The organism is Prescottella defluvii, assembly GCF_000738775.1.
In the GTDB taxonomy this organism is placed as follows: domain Bacteria; phylum Actinomycetota; class Actinomycetes; order Mycobacteriales; family Mycobacteriaceae; genus Prescottella; species Prescottella defluvii.
In genome coordinates, this window is sequence record NZ_JPOC01000025.1 from 1 (window position 1) to 16,810 (window position 16,810).

17 protein-coding genes, 1 tRNA gene and 1 riboswitch are annotated in these 16,810 nt (G+C 69.6%); of the genes, 6 read left to right on the top strand and 12 right to left on the bottom strand.

The genetic code is table 11. From position 1 onward, the window contains the following. Positions 1 to 327: 327 nt before the first annotated feature. A riboswitch (cobalamin riboswitch) is annotated at positions 328 to 498 on the top strand. Positions 499 to 781: 283 nt separating this feature from the next. The 5 genes from IJ15_RS0110160 to IJ15_RS0110180 all read left to right on the top strand — a co-directional run bounded on the left by IJ15_RS0110160 (position 782) and on the right by IJ15_RS0110180 (position 5,816). Beyond that, positions 782 to 1,966, top strand: coding sequence for an ABC transporter substrate-binding protein (locus IJ15_RS0110160; RefSeq protein WP_197059795.1), 1,185 nt, complete (start codon positions 782 to 784; stop codon positions 1,964 to 1,966). Continuing rightward, positions 1,963 to 3,090 carry a FecCD family ABC transporter permease gene (locus IJ15_RS0110165; RefSeq protein ID WP_081880679.1) on the top strand — a complete coding sequence of 376 codons (1,128 nt, stop codon included), beginning with the start codon at positions 1,963 to 1,965 and terminating at the stop codon, positions 3,088 to 3,090. Before IJ15_RS0110160 ends, IJ15_RS0110165 begins: the two co-directional genes overlap by 4 nt. After that, positions 3,087 to 4,877: an ATP-binding cassette domain-containing protein gene (locus IJ15_RS0110170; protein WP_231569488.1), complete on the top strand. Its 1,791-nt coding sequence runs from the start codon at positions 3,087 to 3,089 to the stop codon at positions 4,875 to 4,877. Before IJ15_RS0110165 ends, IJ15_RS0110170 begins: the two co-directional genes overlap by 4 nt. After that, positions 4,874 to 5,431, top strand: a complete 558-nt coding sequence (locus tag IJ15_RS0110175; protein ID WP_031938235.1) for a DUF7676 family protein — start codon at positions 4,874 to 4,876, stop codon at positions 5,429 to 5,431. Before IJ15_RS0110170 ends, IJ15_RS0110175 begins: the two co-directional genes overlap by 4 nt. 127 nt (positions 5,432 to 5,558) lie before the next feature. Next, positions 5,559 to 5,816, top strand: a complete 258-nt coding sequence (locus IJ15_RS0110180) for an antibiotic biosynthesis monooxygenase family protein (protein WP_231569489.1) — start codon at positions 5,559 to 5,561, stop codon at positions 5,814 to 5,816. Positions 5,817 to 5,896: 80 nt separating this feature from the next. Here IJ15_RS0110180 and IJ15_RS0110185 read toward each other — a convergent pair. The 3 genes from IJ15_RS0110185 to IJ15_RS0110195 form a co-directional block, all read right to left on the bottom strand. After that, positions 5,897 to 5,969: transfer RNA gene (locus IJ15_RS0110185), tRNA-Ala, on the bottom strand. A 154-nt stretch (positions 5,970 to 6,123) separates the two neighbouring features. After that, the gene (locus IJ15_RS0110190) at positions 6,124 to 6,873 is read right to left on the bottom strand and encodes a DsbA family protein (protein ID WP_031938237.1); all 750 of its coding nucleotides are present in this window, start codon (positions 6,871 to 6,873) and stop codon (positions 6,124 to 6,126) included. Positions 6,874 to 6,956: 83 nt separating this feature from the next. Continuing rightward, positions 6,957 to 7,445 carry a MauE/DoxX family redox-associated membrane protein gene (locus IJ15_RS0110195; protein ID WP_031938238.1) on the bottom strand — a complete coding sequence of 163 codons (489 nt, stop codon included), beginning with the start codon at positions 7,443 to 7,445 and terminating at the stop codon, positions 6,957 to 6,959. 100 nt (positions 7,446 to 7,545) lie between these two features. Here IJ15_RS0110195 and IJ15_RS0110200 point away from each other — a divergent pair, with 100 nt between their 5' ends. Next, on the top strand, positions 7,546 to 8,274 hold the full coding sequence (locus IJ15_RS0110200; RefSeq protein WP_031938239.1) for a VIT1/CCC1 transporter family protein: 729 nt from the start codon (positions 7,546 to 7,548) through the stop codon (positions 8,272 to 8,274). A 65-nt stretch (positions 8,275 to 8,339) separates the two neighbouring features. Here IJ15_RS0110200 and IJ15_RS0110205 read toward each other — a convergent pair whose 3' ends face one another. The 9 genes from IJ15_RS0110205 to IJ15_RS0110245 form a co-directional block, all read right to left on the bottom strand. Further along, complete coding sequence (locus IJ15_RS0110205; protein ID WP_156112076.1) at positions 8,340 to 8,573, bottom strand: hypothetical protein; 234 nt, start codon at positions 8,571 to 8,573, stop codon at positions 8,340 to 8,342. Positions 8,574 to 8,701: 128 nt separating this feature from the next. Continuing rightward, positions 8,702 to 10,066: an MFS transporter gene (locus tag IJ15_RS0110210; protein WP_031938241.1), complete on the bottom strand. Its 1,365-nt coding sequence runs from the start codon at positions 10,064 to 10,066 to the stop codon at positions 8,702 to 8,704. A gap of 35 nt (positions 10,067 to 10,101) precedes the next feature. Next, positions 10,102 to 11,739 carry a phosphoglucomutase (alpha-D-glucose-1,6-bisphosphate-dependent) gene (pgm, locus tag IJ15_RS0110215; protein ID WP_031938242.1) on the bottom strand — a complete coding sequence of 546 codons (1,638 nt, stop codon included), beginning with the start codon at positions 11,737 to 11,739 and terminating at the stop codon, positions 10,102 to 10,104. 68 nt (positions 11,740 to 11,807) lie between these two features. Next, entirely contained in the window at positions 11,808 to 12,152 is a 345-nt protein-coding gene (gene crcB / locus IJ15_RS0110220) for a fluoride efflux transporter CrcB (protein ID WP_031938243.1), read from the bottom strand. Next, on the bottom strand, positions 12,149 to 12,511 hold the full coding sequence (locus IJ15_RS0110225) for a fluoride efflux transporter FluC (protein WP_031938244.1): 363 nt from the start codon (positions 12,509 to 12,511) through the stop codon (positions 12,149 to 12,151). Before IJ15_RS0110225 ends, crcB begins: the two co-directional genes overlap by 4 nt. Before the next feature lie 58 nt (positions 12,512 to 12,569). Next, positions 12,570 to 13,361, bottom strand: a complete 792-nt coding sequence (locus IJ15_RS0110230) for a DUF1295 domain-containing protein (RefSeq protein WP_031938245.1) — start codon at positions 13,359 to 13,361, stop codon at positions 12,570 to 12,572. Beyond that, positions 13,361 to 14,635 (bottom strand): SAM-dependent methyltransferase, encoded by a 1,275-nt coding sequence (locus tag IJ15_RS0110235; RefSeq protein WP_081880680.1) that lies wholly within the window; start codon positions 14,633 to 14,635, stop codon positions 13,361 to 13,363. Before IJ15_RS0110235 ends, IJ15_RS0110230 begins: the two co-directional genes overlap by 1 nt. Further along, positions 14,635 to 15,378, bottom strand: coding sequence for a DUF1365 domain-containing protein (locus IJ15_RS0110240; protein ID WP_031938247.1), 744 nt, complete (start codon positions 15,376 to 15,378; stop codon positions 14,635 to 14,637). Before IJ15_RS0110240 ends, IJ15_RS0110235 begins: the two co-directional genes overlap by 1 nt. Then, entirely contained in the window at positions 15,375 to 16,619 is a 1,245-nt protein-coding gene (locus IJ15_RS0110245; RefSeq protein ID WP_031938248.1) for an NAD(P)/FAD-dependent oxidoreductase, read from the bottom strand. The genes IJ15_RS0110240 and IJ15_RS0110245 overlap by 4 nt, the downstream gene beginning before the upstream one ends. Between the last annotated feature and the right edge of the window lie 191 nt (positions 16,620 to 16,810).

The following is a 16,810-nucleotide window of genomic DNA, read 5'->3' on the forward strand; positions in this document are numbered from 1 at the left end:
CGTCAGGGGACTCTTGTCGCTGCGGCGGGGGCCCGTGCCACTCCTGCGGACGAACGCCCGCGCGACGGCCGCCCCGCCGACGGCGGCGGGGGCGGGGTGGGGGGCGGCGGCGGCGTGGGCGGGGGCGTGGTCTGCGGCGGCGGTGCGCGGTGCGGGGGCCGCCCGCAAAGAGGAGCCCGCCCCGGCCGCGCCGGCCCCCGCCGCCCTCGGATACCCCGCCGTCGCCGACCTCGCCGGCGGCGGGGGGGCCGGGGGGGCCGACGGGCACGATTTGCTCCCCCCGCCATCCTGCCCCCCCCCCGTCGTTCCCGACGGATCCCGCCCGCGTGCAACAATGCCCCGGTCAGGTGATGACGAAAGAGGAAGCCGGTGTGAACCCGGCGCGGTCCCGCCACTGTAATCGGGGAGCAACCCTCCACACGCCACGGTCCCATGGGCCGGAAGGCGGAGGGAAGTGCCGATCCGAGAGCCAGGAGACTCCCGTCATCGCAACCTCCTGTTCGGGGCGGATTTCCCCGAGAGAGGTGGCTCGTCCACCATGCTGAACACCGCACCGTCGTCCCCTCCCCGCCCGACGCCGCACCGCGACGTCCCTTCGGGCGACGACTCTCTCCACATTCACGCCTGACGCTCGATTCCGCCTCACTGCGTTATCGCCCTTCACCAGGCCTGCCCCGTTCGTCGGGTTGCTCTCGCGCGCCGTCGTGTACCCGACGGACGAGTCGGGCCGGAAGGGCCCATCGTCCCGCTCACCTGTGGAGAAGACATGTCCCGACGGTCCATGACCGCTGCACTTTCCGTTCTCGCCGCCGCCACCCTGGTGCTCACCGGGTGCTCGTCGACGTCGGACGCCACCGACGCCGCGCTCGATTCACGCGGCTGCATCACCGATTTCGACGCCGGCACCGACTACTTCCCCGACAAGTCGACGCTCGTCGACGCGAAGAACTTCACCATCGACTACCACGACAGCTACCAGGTGCTGACCGTGAAGCAGCCGTACCCCGGCGGATCCCCGGAGTCGTACGTCCTGGTCAAGTGCGGTGCCCCGACACCGGAACTGGCCGGTGACCTCGCCGCGGCACCGCAGATCACGACGCCGATCCGGAGCCTGTACTCGGCGTCGACCACGCACCTACCGCTGATCACCGAACTGGGTCAGCTCGACATCCTCACCGGCGTCGCGAACGCGGCCAACGTCAACGGTGACGACATCCGCGCCCGCATCGCGGACGGCTCCATCACCGAGTACGCGTCCGGCAAGACCGTGAACGTCGAGAAGGTCGTCGCGGAGAATCCCGACGTCCTGATGACACAGGGCACCGACGACCCGTCCTATGCGAAGCTGCGCGCGGCGGGCGTCCCGGTGGTCGCGAACGCCGAGTACCTCGAGGGCACCGCCCTCGGCCGCGCCGAGTGGGTCAAGATGATGGCCGCGCTGACGGGCACCGAAGCCGAGGCGGCCACGCTCTACGACCGGATCCGCAGCGACTACGCGAAGGTCGCCGCCACGGCCGCGTCCGCGGAGAAGAAGCCCGTCCTGAACGGCACCATGTACCAGGGCACCTGGTACATGCCGGCCGGCGGCAGCTACATCGGCCGACTGCTGAACGACGCCGGCGCCACCTACCCGTGGGCGAACGACCCTTCCACCGGCAGCCTCCAACTGAACTTCGAGACCGTCTACACCGACGGCGGCACCGCTCCGCTGTGGATCGTGATGAGCGACTGGGCAACCACCGCCGACGCGGTCGCCGAGGACCAGCGCTACCGGCAGCTGACCGCCGTCCAGGACGGCCAGGTGTGGTCCGGCACCAAGGACATGGGCCCGACCGGCGGCAACAACTTCTACCAATTGGGTGTGCTGCGCCCCGACCTGGTCCTCGGTGACCTGGTCGCGATCGTGCACCCGGAACTCGCCCCGAACCACGAGTTCGCGTTCTACCGGCCGGTGCCGCGCGCATGACGACGCTCCTGACCCGTCCGACGGCCCCCGACACCGGGGCCGCGGGCGGGCGGGACGTCGCGCCCACGCCCCGCGTCCTCTCGCGCCGGGCAGCACTGACGCTGGCGACCCTCGCGGCCGCCACCGTGGTGCTGTTCCTCCTCGCGTTGGTCCTGGGTCCGGTCCGCGTCCCGCTCGCCGACACCATCCGCGTCGTCGTCGGCGCCGAACCGTCCGATCCGCGCTGGCAGGTCGTCGTCCACGAGCTGCGCCTGCCCCGCGCGATCACCGCGGTCCTCGTCGGTGCTGCGCTGGGTATCGCCGGGCTGCAGATGCAGACACTGTTCCGCAACGCCCTCGCCGACCCCTACGTCCTCGGCGCCAGTTCGGGTGCGAGCCTGGGGGTTGCGCTGGTCGTCATCACGGCGGGCGGCGCAGGATCCGCGTCGTTCACCGCGGGACTGGCCGGCATGGGCCGAGCCGGAATCGTCCTGGCCGCCGCGGCCGGGGCTGCGATCGTCCTGCTCATGGTGCTGACGCTGTCGCGGTGGGTGCGTTCCTCGGTGACCCTGCTACTGGTGGGCGTCATGGTCGGTTCGGCGACCACCGCAATCGTCAGCGTCCTGCTTGTGTACGCCGATCCCGTTCGCGCCCAACTGTTCCTGCTGTGGGGGCTGGGCAGCTTCGCATCGACGACGTGGAGCGATCTGGCCCTGATGGCGCCGGTCGTGCTGGCCGCCGCCGTGGTGGCCCTGGCGACCGTGCGGCCCCTCAACGCGCTGCTGCTCGGCGAGGGTTACGCCCGCACGATGGGTATCGACGTCCGGCGCACCCGCCTGATCACCCTGCTGGCGGCGTCGCTGCTCGCCGGCGTGACGACGGCGTTCTGTGGCCCGATCGGGTTCCTCGGCCTCGCCGTGCCGCACCTGGCGCGGCTGGCCGTCGGCACGTCGGACCACCGCACACTCATGCCGACGGTGATGCTGATGGGTGCCGCTGTGGCCCTCGCCTGCGGCATCGTGAGCCAGGTGCCGAACAGCGACCGTGTCCTGCCCCTCAACGCGGTGACCGCCATGATCGGCGCGCCGATCGTGATCGCCGTGCTGATCCGGGCCCGCCGTGGAATCGATGGAGCCGCCCTGTGACCCCACCTGCCGTGAACCCCGACCGACCGGATGTGGCGCTGCGCCTCGACGACGTCACGACCGGATACTCGGTCCGGCGCACATTGCGGCCGCCCACCGCCCGGACCGTCGCCGCCGGGTTGTCGGCGGTTGCCCGACGCGGCGAACTGACCGTCCTCCTCGGCCCCAACGGCAGCGGGAAGTCCACGCTGCTGCGCACCATCTGCGGACTGCAGCCCGCGCTCGGCGGCACCATCACTCTGGACGACCGGGATGTTCGCGACCTGGCGGCCGACGAGGTGGCCCGCACGATCGCGGTGGTGCTCACCGAACGCGTCGACCCGGGCATGCTGTCCGGGCGCGAACTCGCCGGACTCGGCCGCACGCCGCATCTGGGGCTCGGCGGCCGGATGAGCCCGCGCGACCACGCCGTCGTCGAGTGGGCCCTCGACGCCGTGGGGGCAACCCCGCTCGCCGACCGCCCGGCGAGCGAACTGTCCGACGGTGAACGGCAGCGCATCCTCACCGCACGAGCCCTCGCCCAGGAGCCGACGCTGCTGGTCCTCGACGAGCCGACGGCGTTCCTGGACGTGCCGTCCCGGGTCGCGCTGGTGGAGTTGCTGCGCCGCGCGGCACGCGAGCACCACCTGGCGGTCGTGATGTCCACCCACGACCTCGAGTTGGCGCTGCGCGTCGCCGACCACGTGTGGCTGCTGGACCGGTCGGGCCGGCTCGGCACCGGAACGCCGGAACAGTTGGCCCTCGACGGCCGCATCGGGACCGTGTTCGATTCGCAGGCCCTGCGCTTCGATCCGGCGTCCGGGGTGTTCGTCCTGGACTCCGCGGTCGAGGGCAGGCGCCGGGTACGGGTCCTCGCGCCGGAACCCCAGCGGTCCGCGGTGGGCCGCCTGTTCGGGCGTGAGGGATTCGCCGTGGTGGACACCGACGATGCGGATGCGGACCTGTCGGTGGACGTCACGGACGGCGGCGTGACGCTTCGGCACGCGGGTCACACTCGACGACTGGCGAGCGTCGACGCCCTCCCCGACGCGCTTCGCGGACTCCCCGATTCGCCGCTGCTGATCGCGGCCTCCACCGAGATCGTGGCGACCCTCGACGAGATCGCCACCGTCAGCCCGTATCTCGCGACCACGTCGGGTGCGCCGGGAACGGGCCTGTGGCGGCCGGCCCGCGCCCTGTACGAGGACGCCGACGTTCTCACCGAGACCGTCGACGCCGTCCGGCAGCGGATCGGGCCCACCGAATGGCGGGTCGCGGCGTCGACGCTGTTCTTCGGGTACGCGGCGCGGCTGTGGAAGTCCGCGCTCGGCGGGGTGGTGCTCACCGCATGCCTCCCCGACCTCGATCCCGACGACCTGGAATGGACCAGCGACAACGGGACGATCAGCCTCAACCTCCGCGATCCACGGGGCTGGCGCAGTACCGATCCCGCGGCGCTGGTGGACCTGGCCCGGACCACGGTGCTGGATCGGCACCTCGAACCCTTCGTCGACGCCATCCGCGAGATCGAACCGATGTCCGCGCGGCTCCTGTGGGGCAACGTCGCCGCCGCGGTGCTGGGTGCCGCACGCGTGATCGGGGACGGCGCCGATCCCGACACCGCTCTGCGTGCACGCAGCGTCGCCGAGACGATCCTGCGCGATCCCCGCCTCGACGGCGCCGTCGTTGTCGAGGGCGACGGCCACCGACGCCGCAGTTGCTGCCTGTTCTATCGCACCCCCGCCTCGGGCTACTGCGGTGACTGTGCGCTCACCCGCCCGACCCACGACGAAGAGGAAACAGCATGACCACCACCGGACCCACCGAGATCACCACCGAGAGCGGCGGCCGCGAACAGCGCTGGCCGTTCCCGACCGACGAACAGTCACTGCTGAGGCTCGTCCACATCCTCTTCGAGGAGCATTGGGACGACATCTGGTTCGGCAGCTTCGCCGAGGGTGCCGCGTGGGAGGTGGCCGCCCCCAACGCCCCCGAACGCATCTCGATGTTCGACGGGTACGTCACCGTCGACTTCGGACGCTGGCACTTCCACCTGTGCATCGGCGAGCACACCGCGAGCGGCCCCGAGCTGGGTCGGATCCGGCGCTGCTCGCGCGCGGAGATGTACCGCATGCTCGACAAGAACGGCGCGCCCAGCTCGTGGGGTCTTCGCCTGTACAACGGCCGCGACGACCAGATGATGACCGCGATGCTGCCGAACCCGTTCCTGACCAACCGGCAGAAGCTCCGCGACGAGCCGGACTGGACCCGCCTCGAGCTGTGGAACCGGCTGCGCGTGGAGTTCCTGGATCTGGAACCGGACGCCCGGGACCGGTCCGGAACCGGGTTCCGGCACGGCTGATCACCTCGGAAAACAGTCGTCCGACCGAGACGACGTGCTTCACACCACAAATTGCACTACAGTTCAAAAAGTTGCCCGACCCCCCCTGGGCAGCAACGGGCCCATCCAGAATTCCCCCCCTGCCTGGATGGGCCGTCGGGTGGTGGCGCGTGAGATCACTCCGCGCCACCGCCCGGCACCGTGTACGCCGATCCGGCGACTCGAACTCTCCCGCTGCCTCGAACGGCCCGACGCCTACCTCCTGCTGGTGGAGTGGGACACGCTCGAAGACCACACCGAGGGGTTCCGCGGGTCGTCGGAGTATCAGGAGGGGCGACGACTGCTGCATCACTTCTACGACCCGTTCCCCACCGTCGAGCACTACGTGCGCGTCGACGACGCCTGACGCCGGCGCCGGCGCCGTGAACGGCAGACACAAAAAACTCCGGGCCACGATCGTGATGATCGTGACCCGGAGTTTTCGAGTGGAGCTAAGGGGACTCGAACCCCTGACCCCCACACTGCCAGTGTGGTGCGCTACCAGCTGCGCCATAGCCCCGTGTTGAGTTGTTCTCTGCGCTTCGGGAGTGACTCCCTCGTGCTGAAAGAAAGTTACACCATCGCCGTCGTGGGCAACAAATCGCCTGGTCAGAGGCGAGACGCCCGCAACGGCTGTGGTGGCCGACCCGGAGCGGGCCGGCCACCGCCGGGTCCTACTGCGACACCTGCGACACCCAGTCGGGGTTGCCGAGCGCGTCGATCACCTGGCCGTTGTGGACGACGGCCGGGGTGCCGGTCGCGCCGGACGCGGCGAGTGCCTGACGGCCGGTCTCGGCGTCGGCGGCAGCCTGCTGCATCCGCTCACCGCTGGTGATGCAGCTGACGGCGGCCTCGTTGGCACCCGAGTCCTTCGCGAGCGTCGCGAGTTCCTCGTTGGAGAGGTCCGACTTGCCGTTCTCGGCGGGCTGGTTGGCGGGCGAGAACAGTTCGCCGTGGAACGTCGAGTACGCGATCGCGTCCCCGGTCAGGGCGACGCACTGCGATGCGGCGACGGCACGCGTGGAGAAGTCACCGCTGGCCGAGAGCCGGTTGAGGAAGTTGAGGATGTGGTAGTTGACCGCGATCTTGCCGTCGTCGACGGCCTGCGCGACCTCCTGGCCGTGCTTCTCCTCGAGCTGCGCGCAGTACGGGCACATCGGGTCCTCGAACACGTCGATGGTGTTCGTGACGTCGGGCAGGCCGAGGCGCACGACGCCGGCGTCGCCCATCGTCACCTGGACGGCGGAGTTCTGCACTGCGCCGTATCCCTCGTTCCGCGGCTTCTCGCTGTCCTTGGTCAGGAGGATGCCACCGATCACCAGCGCGGCGATCACGACGATCGCGAGACCGCCGACAAGGTAGGTGGCCTTGCTGGAGGTCGGTTGCGGGGTGTACTTGGCCGACTTCGGCTTCTTCGAACTCACTTCGCGTCCTTCTTCATAGGTGTGAGATCCGTTCCGGGAACTGACTGCTGCGCCGGCACCATCGTGCAGGCACAGCTCGGGGACTACTCTGCCACCGCTGCCTGAGCGGGTACTGAGAGCGGGCCGCGCGAGCGCGGACCGAGGGAGAACGGGCTGCGCGGGAACACCACGAGCCACACCGCGAGCGCCAGGAATCCGACGTCACGGGCAATCTCCCGCGCGTAGTCCCACCCGTCGACGTCGGCGACACCGCCGCCGCCGAAGCAGCCGCAGTCGATCGACAACCCGCGCGCCCAGACGGAGATGATGACGCCGATCAGGACGAGCAGCGCGGCGGCGGAGGCGACGGCGGTCAACCGCACGCCCAGGCCGATCACGAGGAACAAGCCGAGGGCGATCTCGAGCATCGGCATCGTGTAGGCGACGGGCCGGACGAGTTCCTCGGGCAGCAACTGGTACGCGCGCACCGCGACGACCGTCTGCGTGGGATCGATGAACTTGATCCATCCGGAGATCAGCCACACGGCCGCCAGACCGAATCGCGCCAACAGGCTCACAATGGGAATCCACACTCCCCACACGCTACCGAACAGGTATGCCTCAGCTTTCTAGATCAAGTGCGTTTCCGCAGCTAGATTCGGCTGTGTGAACGATTCCCCTCCCGACCCCGACATGTCGAGTACGGAGTCCCAGGCCGGACTGCCGCACGACTTCGACCACACGCATTCGGACGTCGCCGGAGGGTGGCTGCGCGCCGCGGTGTTCGGTGCGATGGACGGCCTGGTCACCAACACTTCGTTGATCGCCGGTGTCGGAGGCGCGGGAGTCGAGGCGCACACGGTGATCCTCAGTGGTGTCGCCGGCCTGGTCGCGGGCGCGTTCTCGATGGCTCTGGGCGAGTACACCTCGGTGTCGACGTCCAACGAGCAGATCGACGCGGAGGTGCGGGTCGAGCGCCGCGCACTGCGTCGGCATCCCGAGGCGGAGGAGGCCGAGCTGGTCGAGACCTTCACCGAGATGGGTATGAGCGAGCAGACCGCGAAGGCCGCCGCCGAGGAGGTCCACGCCGACACCGAGCGCGCCGTCAACATCCACATCACCCACGAACTCGGCGTCAACCCGATGGAGAAACCGTCGCCCCTGGTGGCGGCGGGGTCGTCGTTCGTGATGTTCTCGATCGGCGCGATCATCCCGCTGATCCCCTACCTGCTGGGATTCGAGTCGTTGGTCGCCGGGCTCGCGGTGGGTGGTTTCGGTCTACTGCTCGCGGGCGCGCTCGCGGCGCACTTCACCGCCCAGTCCAAGTTCCGTGGCGCCGTCCGGCAGCTGGTGTTCGGCGCGATCGCCGTCGGGGCCACGTACGTCGTCGGTGCCCTCATCGGTATCGGCGTGCCCGGCTGACGTCGGTCGAACGAGCTGGCGGCGCAGATCCACTGGACCCGCGCCCCTCCTCTCCGGTCGGGAACTTACGACTGGCTGCCGCTCGTGCCATTGGTGAGCTGCGACAGCAGCATCGCGAGGTCGATGCTGCCGACGCTGGAGCTGTTGCCCTCGCCTCCACAGCCCGGGGTCGGGGGGTAGATCAGCAAACAGAGCTTCGGCCCCGGATCCAGCTCCTCCGCGGCGGCGGTTCCGGCCGCCGGCACCGTCAGGATCCCCGCAGTGACGAACACAAGGCCTGCGATAATGCGCCGCTTCATTCCCGATCCCCCAATGTGCTCGCACCGGCGCCGCCGACCGGCACCGGATCCCGGTGTGCGGCACGCTACATCAGCGTTCTCCCCACCACGGGGAAAGGCAGAAATGTCTGGTTCCTACCATCTTCAGCTCAACGATTGCCGCCCTCGCGGGCGCCCTCGCGGCGCACTTCACCGCCCAGTCCGAGATCCGTGGCGCCGTCCGGCAGTTGGTGTTCGGCGCGATTGCCGTCGGGTCCACGGACGTGGCCGGTGCCCTCATCGGGATCGGGGTCCCCGGCTGACTCGCTGTCGGCGTCGTACCGGCCCTTCGGCACCACCAACCACAACACGATCGGCAACAGCATGACGACGCCGCTGACGGCCCAGGCGGCGCCGTAGGACCACGCCTGCGCCACGATCCCGGCCACCAGCGGGCCGGCGAACGCGCCCACGTCGTTCATCATCTGGAACAGGGCCAGGACCGGGCCGCCGCGCCGCTTGGAGCCGATGACGTCGGCGACCGCCGCCTGCTGAGCCGGACCCATCACACCCGACCCGATTCCGCACACCGCGGTCGCGATCAGGAACAGTGCGAGGTTGTCGCTGAGGCCCATCGCGATCGTGGCGACACCGCAGATCGCCAGCCCGATCAGCATGAACGGCTTGCGGCCGATGCGGTCGGACATCCGTCCCGACTGCATGAGGACCGCGGCGTTGCCGAGCGCGAACACGGTGAGCGCGATCGCCGCGGTGGTGCCGTCACCGTCGAGCATCTCGACGACGAACAGCGGCACCAGCGAGATCCGGACACCGAAGATCACCCAGCCGGTGACCAGGTTCGCACCGAGCGACGCCCGGAACATCGACGACCGCAGCCCCTCCCGGACCGTCATGGTGGGCATCGCCCCGTCGGCCTCCGGCGCCACCAGATGCGACTTGCGGAGCGCGAAGAACACGACGGTCGCCGCCATGAGGAGGGCGACCGCGTAGATGACGAACGGGACGCGCAGACCGAACCGCACGAGTGCACCACCGAACAGCGGGCCGGTGATCGTGCCGATCAGGAACGCCGCCGAGTACACCCCCGACACCCGGCCCCGACCGCCAGGCGGGGACATGCGGATCAGCAGCCCCAGCGCCGACACGGTGAACATCGTGGAGCCGATGCCGCCGAGCCCACGGAAGAGCAGCAACTGCCAGTACTCCTCCGCGAAGGCGCACGCACCCGTCGATATCGCGGTGATGATCAGCCCGGTCAGGTAGGTGGGCCGCTCCCCCAGTTTCTGTACCAGCGCGCCGCTCATGGGCGCGAAGATCAGACGCATCAGCGCGAAGGCACTGATCACCGCGCTGGCGGCGGTGACGCCGACGTCGAAGCTGCGGGCGAACGCCGGCAGCGCGGGCGCCACGATCCCGAACCCGACGGCGACGATGAACGCCGACACGACAAGGACCCAGATCTCCTTGGGAAGTTTCGCGTCGACGTTCGCCGTCGTGTCAGTCGTGTTTCTCATTGCCGATGAATCTATCGGCGTGGGTGAACGTCCGTTCAGCCCAGTCCCAGTGCACGGGAAACCACGTCCTGTGCGGCGGCCTGTACCTGCGCGAGATGTTCGGGGCCACGGAAGGATTCGGCGTAGATCTTGTAGACGTCCTCGGTGCCGGACGGGCGGGCGGCGAACCACGCGTTCTCGGTGGTGACCTTCAGCCCGCCGATCGCTGCCCCGTTGCCGGGCGCGGCGGTGAGCGTCGCGGTGACCGGTTCGCCGGCGAGTTCGGTCGCGGTGACCTGCTCCGGCGACAGCCTCGCCAGCACCGCCTTCTGCTCCCGGGTCGCCGGCGCGTCGATGCGGGCGTACGCCGGATCACCGAACTGCCGGGTCAGTTCCCGGTACCGCGCCGACGGGCTCTGCCCGGTGACCGCGGTGATCTCGGCCCCGAGCAGCGCCAGCAGGATGCCATCCTTGTCGGTGGTCCAGACGCTGCCGTCGTGCCGCAGGAACGACGCTCCGGCGCTCTCCTCGCCGCCGAAGCCGAGCGACCCGTCGAGCAGGCCCGGCACGAACCACTTGAAACCGACCGGCACCTCCACGACGGGCCGGCCCAGCCCACCGGCGACGCGGTCGATCATCGACGAGCTCACCAGGGTCTTGCCGACCTTCGTCGTGGGCGACCACCCGGCCCGGTACGTGTAGAGGTAGTCGATCGCGACCGCCAGGTAGTGGTTGGGGTTCATCAGGCCGCCGTCGGGGGTGACGATGCCGTGCCGGTCGGCGTCGGCGTCGTTGCCGGTCGCCAGATCGAAGCGGTCCCGGGCCGCGATGAGCGACGCCATCGCGTGCGGCGACGAACAGTCCATCCGGATCTTGCCGTCGCCGTCGAGGGTCATGAACCGCCACGTCGCGTCGACGAGCGGATTGACCACCGTCAGGTCGAGGCGGTGCCGTTCGGCGATGGCGCCCCAGTAGTCGACCGACGCACCGCCCAGCGGGTCGGCCCCGATCCGCAGACCCGACGCCCGGATCGCGTCGAGGTCGAGGACGCTCGGCAGATCGTCGACGTACTCGGACAGGTAGTCGTACCGCCCGGCCTCCGCGAGGGCGCTGGCGAGCGGCACCCGGGCGATCCCGGACAACCCGGCGCGGAGCAGTTCGTTGGCACGGTCGGCGATCACGCTGGTGGCATCGCTGTCGGCCGGGCCGCCGTGCGGCGGGTTGTACTTGAAGCCGCCGTCGCGGGGCGGATTGTGCGACGGCGTGACGACGATGCCGTCGGCGCGGGCTGCCGGACCGGACGCGTTGTGCCGCAGGATCGCGTGACTCACCGCCGGTGTCGGGGTGTATCCGTCACGCGAATCGATCACCACCGCAACGCCGCCCGCGACGAGCACCTCCAGGGCCGTCGCCCACGCGGGCTCCGACAACGCGTGGGTGTCGCGGCCCAGGAACAGCGGGCCGGTGATGCCCTGTGCCGCCCGGTATTCGACGATCGCCTGCGTCGTCGCGAGGATGTGCGCCTCGTTGAAGGCCGAGTCGAGGCTCGAGCCGCGGTGCCCGGAGGTCCCGAACACCACCTGCTGCAGCGGATCGGAGGGATCGGGAATGCGCGTGTAGTACGCGGATACCAGGTGCGCCAGATCCTCCAGATCCCCCGGCAACGCCACCTGTCCCGCTCGTTCGTGCACCATCGACCCCTCCGAATTCTCATGCTGGAAACTCGGTTCCATCGTGCCAGGGCCGGAGGCTACCGGCGCGTTCATGCGGTGATCCGAAACCCCAACCACGCGAATCCGATACCGACCGCGAGGCTGGCCGCGACATACACGACGGACGTGACGGACCGGCCGATGCGAGTGAGACCGACCGACTCCGTCGCGAACGTCGAGTACGTGGTCAGTCCGCCGCAGAAGCCGGTGCCGAGCAGTGCGAACACCGCAGGCGGGAGTGCCGCGCCGGCGAGCAGTCCGAGGATCAGGGACCCGACGACGTTCACCACGAACGTGGGCACCGGGAAACTGCCGTACGACGACAGGTGCCGCCCCGCGAGGTAGCGCACCCCCGCGCCCACCCCGCCGCCCAGCGCAACCCACAGGACCGTCACGACGCCGACCTCCGACGCGTGTGCCACACCTCGCCGATCCCCATCCCGAGACGCGCGGCGAGCAGTGCCGGCACCAACGTCGCGAACAGGTACAGCACCGCCGAGGCCGGGTTCTGCACGATGTCGACCGCGAACGTCGAGAACGTCGTGAACCCGCCCAGCACCCCGACCCCGAGGAACAGCCGCCACAGCCGGTCGGGTCCGAGCACGGCGGCGAGAATACCGAGCAGCAGCGAGCCGACGATGTTGATCACCGCGACCGTCCAGATGCCGGAGTACTGCTGGGAGAGCAGGTACCGCACGCCGGCCCCGATCGCGCCACCGGCGGCGACCACCGCCAACGTCCGCGCCTCCGTCATCGTCTCTCCTGTCTGCCCGAACGGGAACAACTGTGGCAGACCGGTGCGGATCACGGAATCAACGGCGTGGCGGCCTCGGCAGGAAGTAACCGGTGCGCCGCTGGTACTCGCGGTAACCGGGACGCTCCGCCAGGTGCTGTTCGAGGAGGCGCGCACCGGTGGCGTACACGAGGAAGTAGGTCATCGCGAGCGGCGAGAGGACGGTGAGCACACCGGGCCACGTCTGCGCGACGATCAGGAAGATCCCCCACCACACGCAGGCGTCGCCGAAGTAGTTGGGATGACGCGTCCAGCCCCACAGCCCGCGGTCCATGATCGTGCCGCGGTTCGCCGGGTCCGCCTTGAACGCCGACATCTGGGCGTCGCCGACGGATTCGAACACGAACCCGACCAGCCACAATGCACAGCCCAGCGCCGTGAGCACGCCGACGCTGCCGTAGGTGACCGCCGAGACCTGCACGGGCAGCGACACGAACCACAGCGAGACGCCCTGCGTCAGATAGACCTTGCGGATCGCGGTCCACGTCCGGTTGCCGCCGGCGTCGTCGAGCAACTTCTCGTAACGGGGATCCTCGCCGTGCCCGCTGGTCCGGCGCGCCAGATGGATGGCCAGTCGCAGTCCCCACACCGCGACGAGCGCGACCAGCAGCCACCGCCGCCACTCGTCGCCGTCACCGAACGCGGCCGCGACGAGCGCGACGACGACGAACCCGACACCCCAGGACACGTCGATGACGTTGTGCCGGCCCCGCGCGAACCCGAACGCAGCGGTGATCACCATCAGGATCGCGATCGCGATCACACACGTGAGCGTGACGAGCGCGAAACCACCCCAGTCGAAGCCGGTCATCACGAATTCCTCCGATCGAGAACGATCTGCTGCACGTCGAGGTAGCCCGAGCGGAACCCGGCCTCGGAGTAGCAGAGGTAGAAGTGCCACATCCGGCGGAAGACGTCGTCGAATCCGAGCGCGACGACGGCGTCCGCGTGCTCGGCGAACCGCTCGTCCCACAACCGCAGCGTCCGGGCGTAGTGGTCGCCCATCGACAACCGGTGCCGCACGCGCAGACTCGTCTGCCGCTCGGTGATCTCCTCGATCGCCCGCACCGACGGCAGGAATCCGCCGGGGAAGATGTACTTGTGCACCCACGTGTAGGTGTTGCGGGTGGCGAGCATCCGATCGTGCGGCATGGTGATCGCCTGGATCGCGACCCGGCCCCCGGGCGCCAGGAGCCGGTCGAGGGTGCGAAAGTAGGTGCCCCAGAACTGGTGCCCGACCGCCTCGATCATCTCGACCGAGACGACCGCGTCGTACTGTCCGTCCACCCGCCGGTAGTCCAGCAGATCGACCTGCACCCGGTCCGCGTAGCCGGCCTCGGCGATTCGCTTGCACGCCAGGTCCTGCTGCTCGGTGGACAACGTCACCGAGCGAACGATCGCGCCGCGAGCGGCCGCCCGGATCGCGAGTTCGCCCCAGCCGGTGCCGATCTCGAGCACCCGGCTGCCCTCGCGCACCCCCGCCCCGTCGAGCAGACGGTCGATCTTGCGGTGCTGCGCCGGCGCCAGACCGTCCCACGACGGGCTGGTCTCGTCGCGCCCGAACAGCGCGCTGGAATAGGTGAGGGTGTCGTCGAGGAACAACCCGAACAACTCGTTGGACAGGTCGTAGTGGCGCGAGATGTTCGTGCGCGTGTTGCGGGTGGTGTTCTTCTCGCTGCCCGGTGGTCTCGGGATCACCATGCCCCGCAGTCGCTGCAACGGCCTGGGGATCAGCGTCGCGGCGCGGGCCGCGAACACCTCGAGCACCGCGGTGAGGTCGGGTGCCGACCAGTCACCGGCCATGTACGACTCGCCGAACCCGATGAGGCCGCTCTCCCCCACCCGCGCCGTGAAGTCACCGGGCCGGTGCACGAACATGACCGGCGCATCCGGCGTGGCAGGGTCGCCCAGAACGCGGCCGTCGGGAAACTCCACCCGGACAGGCAGTTGCGAGACCGCGTGCCGGAACAACCCGTCGGCGATCCGGCCGGCGGCCTGCGCCCGCACACCCGTCGGAGCCCGGTACAGGTCACCCCACGCGCAGCGGGCCGGGGCCTGCACTGTCGGGAAAACACTGGTCGTCATCACACGAACTCCTGTCGTCGATGCACCGGCCGCGGCCGGACGGGCAAACCTCGTGCCCACAAACGGATTCCCTGCCACCGGATCTGCGCGGCCACCCGCAGCGGCGCGACCGGCACCGCGAGCGCGGCCCGCAGGACCTCGCCGGTCGTCGCCTCCCGCCGGTCGCCGCGCACGCTCGCCACGAACGGCGGCCGGCCCTCACGTTCGAGTGAGATGACCAGCCGAAGGGCGGCGCCCGGGGTCGGCAGGCTCATCCGGTACTCGCCGTCGACGTCGTTGAACGGCGAGACGTAGAACTCCTTGGTGGCACTCGCGGCACCTGAACTGTCCGGCCGCAGCAGGTAGCAGTGCCGCTCGCCGTACGTGTTGTGGACCTCGGCGATCACGCACACCGGCCGGCCGGCCGCATCGTGGCACCAGAACACGCTGAGCGGATTGAACACGTACCCGAACACTCGGGCGTTGCTGAGCAACAGCACCTTGCCACCGTCCAGGTCGATCCCGTGTGCGGCGAGGAAGGCGTCGACGTTCTGGCGCAGACTCCGCGACAGGTCACCGAGGTGGTCCGAGGACGCGAATCCGGCGAGCGGCGCCAACAGTCGCGGCAGGCGCGGCAGGTTGTCGATGTCGACCAGCCAGCTGTAGCTGCGATAGCGGAACACATTGCGCAGCGGCGCGGTTCGCACGTGACTGATCACGGTCCGGTAGATCGCCGGCGTCTCGGGAATCGACCGGGTGGTCATGTCCAGCGCCCTCCGACACTCTCCGCCGCGCGCAGCCCCGACAGCGCGCCGTCCTCGTGGAAGCCCCAGCCGTGGTACGCACCCGCGAACGCGAGAACGTCGTCACTCAGGTCCGGCAGTCGGCGCTGCGCCGCGAGCGAGGCCGGGGTGTACTGCGGATGCTCGTAGACCATCGTGTCCAGCACTCGGCCCGGGTCGACGATGTCCCGGCCACCCAACGTGACGATGTAGCGCTCGCCGGTGTCGGGCAGGCGCTGCAGCCGGGTCATGTCGTAGCTGACGAGCACCTGCTCGGGCCGGGCCGCACAGAAGGGGATGCGGTAGTTCCACGACGCCCGCGCCCTCGTCGACCTCGGCAGCACCGAGTCATCGGTGTGGAACTGGGTGTGGTTGACCGAGTACGGCATCGCGCCGAGAACCTCGTGCTGCATCGGTGTCGGCGCCGCCAGGATCTTCAGGGCCTGCTGCGGATGCGTCGCGATCACCACGGCGTCGAACTGCCGCAGGTCGTCGCCGTCGTCGCGGATCTCGACGTGGTCCGCGTGCCGATGCACGGCCCGAACCGGCGTCGAGATCCGGACGTCGCCGATGTGCTCGGCGATGCGGCGCACGTACTCGACGCTGCCGCCTCGCACGGTCCGCCACGTGGGTGAACCTCCGACACTGAGCATTCCGTGGTGGTCCAGGAACGTGAACAGGTAGCGGGCCGGGTAGCGCAACGCGGTACCGGGATCGCACGACCACACCGCCGACACCAGCGGGGTCATGAAGTGCGCGGTGAAGTACGCCGAGAAGCCACCCGAGTCGAGGAACTCACCGAGCGTGCAGTCGCCGGAGGCCACATCCTCCAGCAGCACGGACGCACGCCTATGGAAACGCTTGACCTCGAGCAGCATCCGCACGTACGAGCCGCGCAGCGCCGTGGAGAAGCTGGGGGCGAGTCCACGAAGACCCTGCCCGCCCGCGTACTCGAGCCCACAGCCGTCGCATCGCACCGACATCGACATGTCCGACTCCTGGGTCGGGACACCGAGTTCGGAGAACAGTCGCAGCAGAGTCGGGTAGGTGCGGTCGTTGTGGACGATGAAGCCGGTGTCGACCGCGAGGGCGTCACCCGCCGACGTCGCCACCCGATGTGTGTCGGCGTGCCCGCCGAGCCGTCCGTCCGCCTCGTACAGCGTGACGTCCGCGCCCTTCGCCAGCACCCACGACGCGGTCAGCCCCGCCACTCCGGCACCCACACCGCATTGCCTGCCGCCCGCTGCCCGTTACACTGTCCACGACCACCCCCCGTGCGCGCCACACGATGATGGGCCGGCCGGCCCTGTGGCATCGGATCGCGGTCGATTTCGTTCTGGACCAATCACGGCGCCTGTCGTCTCCGAATGCCTCGTGACAGCGATGCAGCGCCGGAGGGAACGGGTGGTCGTGA

What these genes read in the sequence shown, in the direction of transcription:
- IJ15_RS0110235 (WP_081880680.1), bottom strand. Translation starts at nt 14,635, where the DNA reads ATGACGACCAGTGTTTTCCCGACAGTGCAGGCCCCGGCCCGCTGCGCG.
- IJ15_RS0110210 (WP_031938241.1), bottom strand. Translation starts at nt 10,066, where the DNA reads ATGAGAAACACGACTGACACGACGGCGAACGTCGACGCGAAACTTCCC.
- IJ15_RS0110165 (WP_081880679.1), top strand. Translation starts at nt 1,963, where the DNA reads ATGACGACGCTCCTGACCCGTCCGACGGCCCCCGACACCGGGGCCGCG.
- IJ15_RS0110175 (WP_031938235.1), top strand. Translation starts at nt 4,874, where the DNA reads ATGACCACCACCGGACCCACCGAGATCACCACCGAGAGCGGCGGCCGC.
- pgm (WP_031938242.1), bottom strand. Translation starts at nt 11,739, where the DNA reads ATGGTGCACGAACGAGCGGGACAGGTGGCGTTGCCGGGGGATCTGGAG.
- IJ15_RS0110205 (WP_156112076.1), bottom strand. Translation starts at nt 8,573, where the DNA reads ATGAAGCGGCGCATTATCGCAGGCCTTGTGTTCGTCACTGCGGGGATC.
- IJ15_RS0110225 (WP_031938244.1), bottom strand. Translation starts at nt 12,511, where the DNA reads ATGACGGAGGCGCGGACGTTGGCGGTGGTCGCCGCCGGTGGCGCGATC.
- IJ15_RS0110240 (WP_031938247.1), bottom strand. Translation starts at nt 15,378, where the DNA reads ATGACCACCCGGTCGATTCCCGAGACGCCGGCGATCTACCGGACCGTG.
- IJ15_RS0110200 (WP_031938239.1), top strand. Translation starts at nt 7,546, where the DNA reads ATGTCGAGTACGGAGTCCCAGGCCGGACTGCCGCACGACTTCGACCAC.
- IJ15_RS0110180 (WP_231569489.1), top strand. Translation starts at nt 5,559, where the DNA reads ATGGGCCGTCGGGTGGTGGCGCGTGAGATCACTCCGCGCCACCGCCCG.
- IJ15_RS0110160 (WP_197059795.1), top strand. Translation starts at nt 782, where the DNA reads ATGACCGCTGCACTTTCCGTTCTCGCCGCCGCCACCCTGGTGCTCACC.
- IJ15_RS0110230 (WP_031938245.1), bottom strand. Translation starts at nt 13,361, where the DNA reads ATGACCGGCTTCGACTGGGGTGGTTTCGCGCTCGTCACGCTCACGTGT.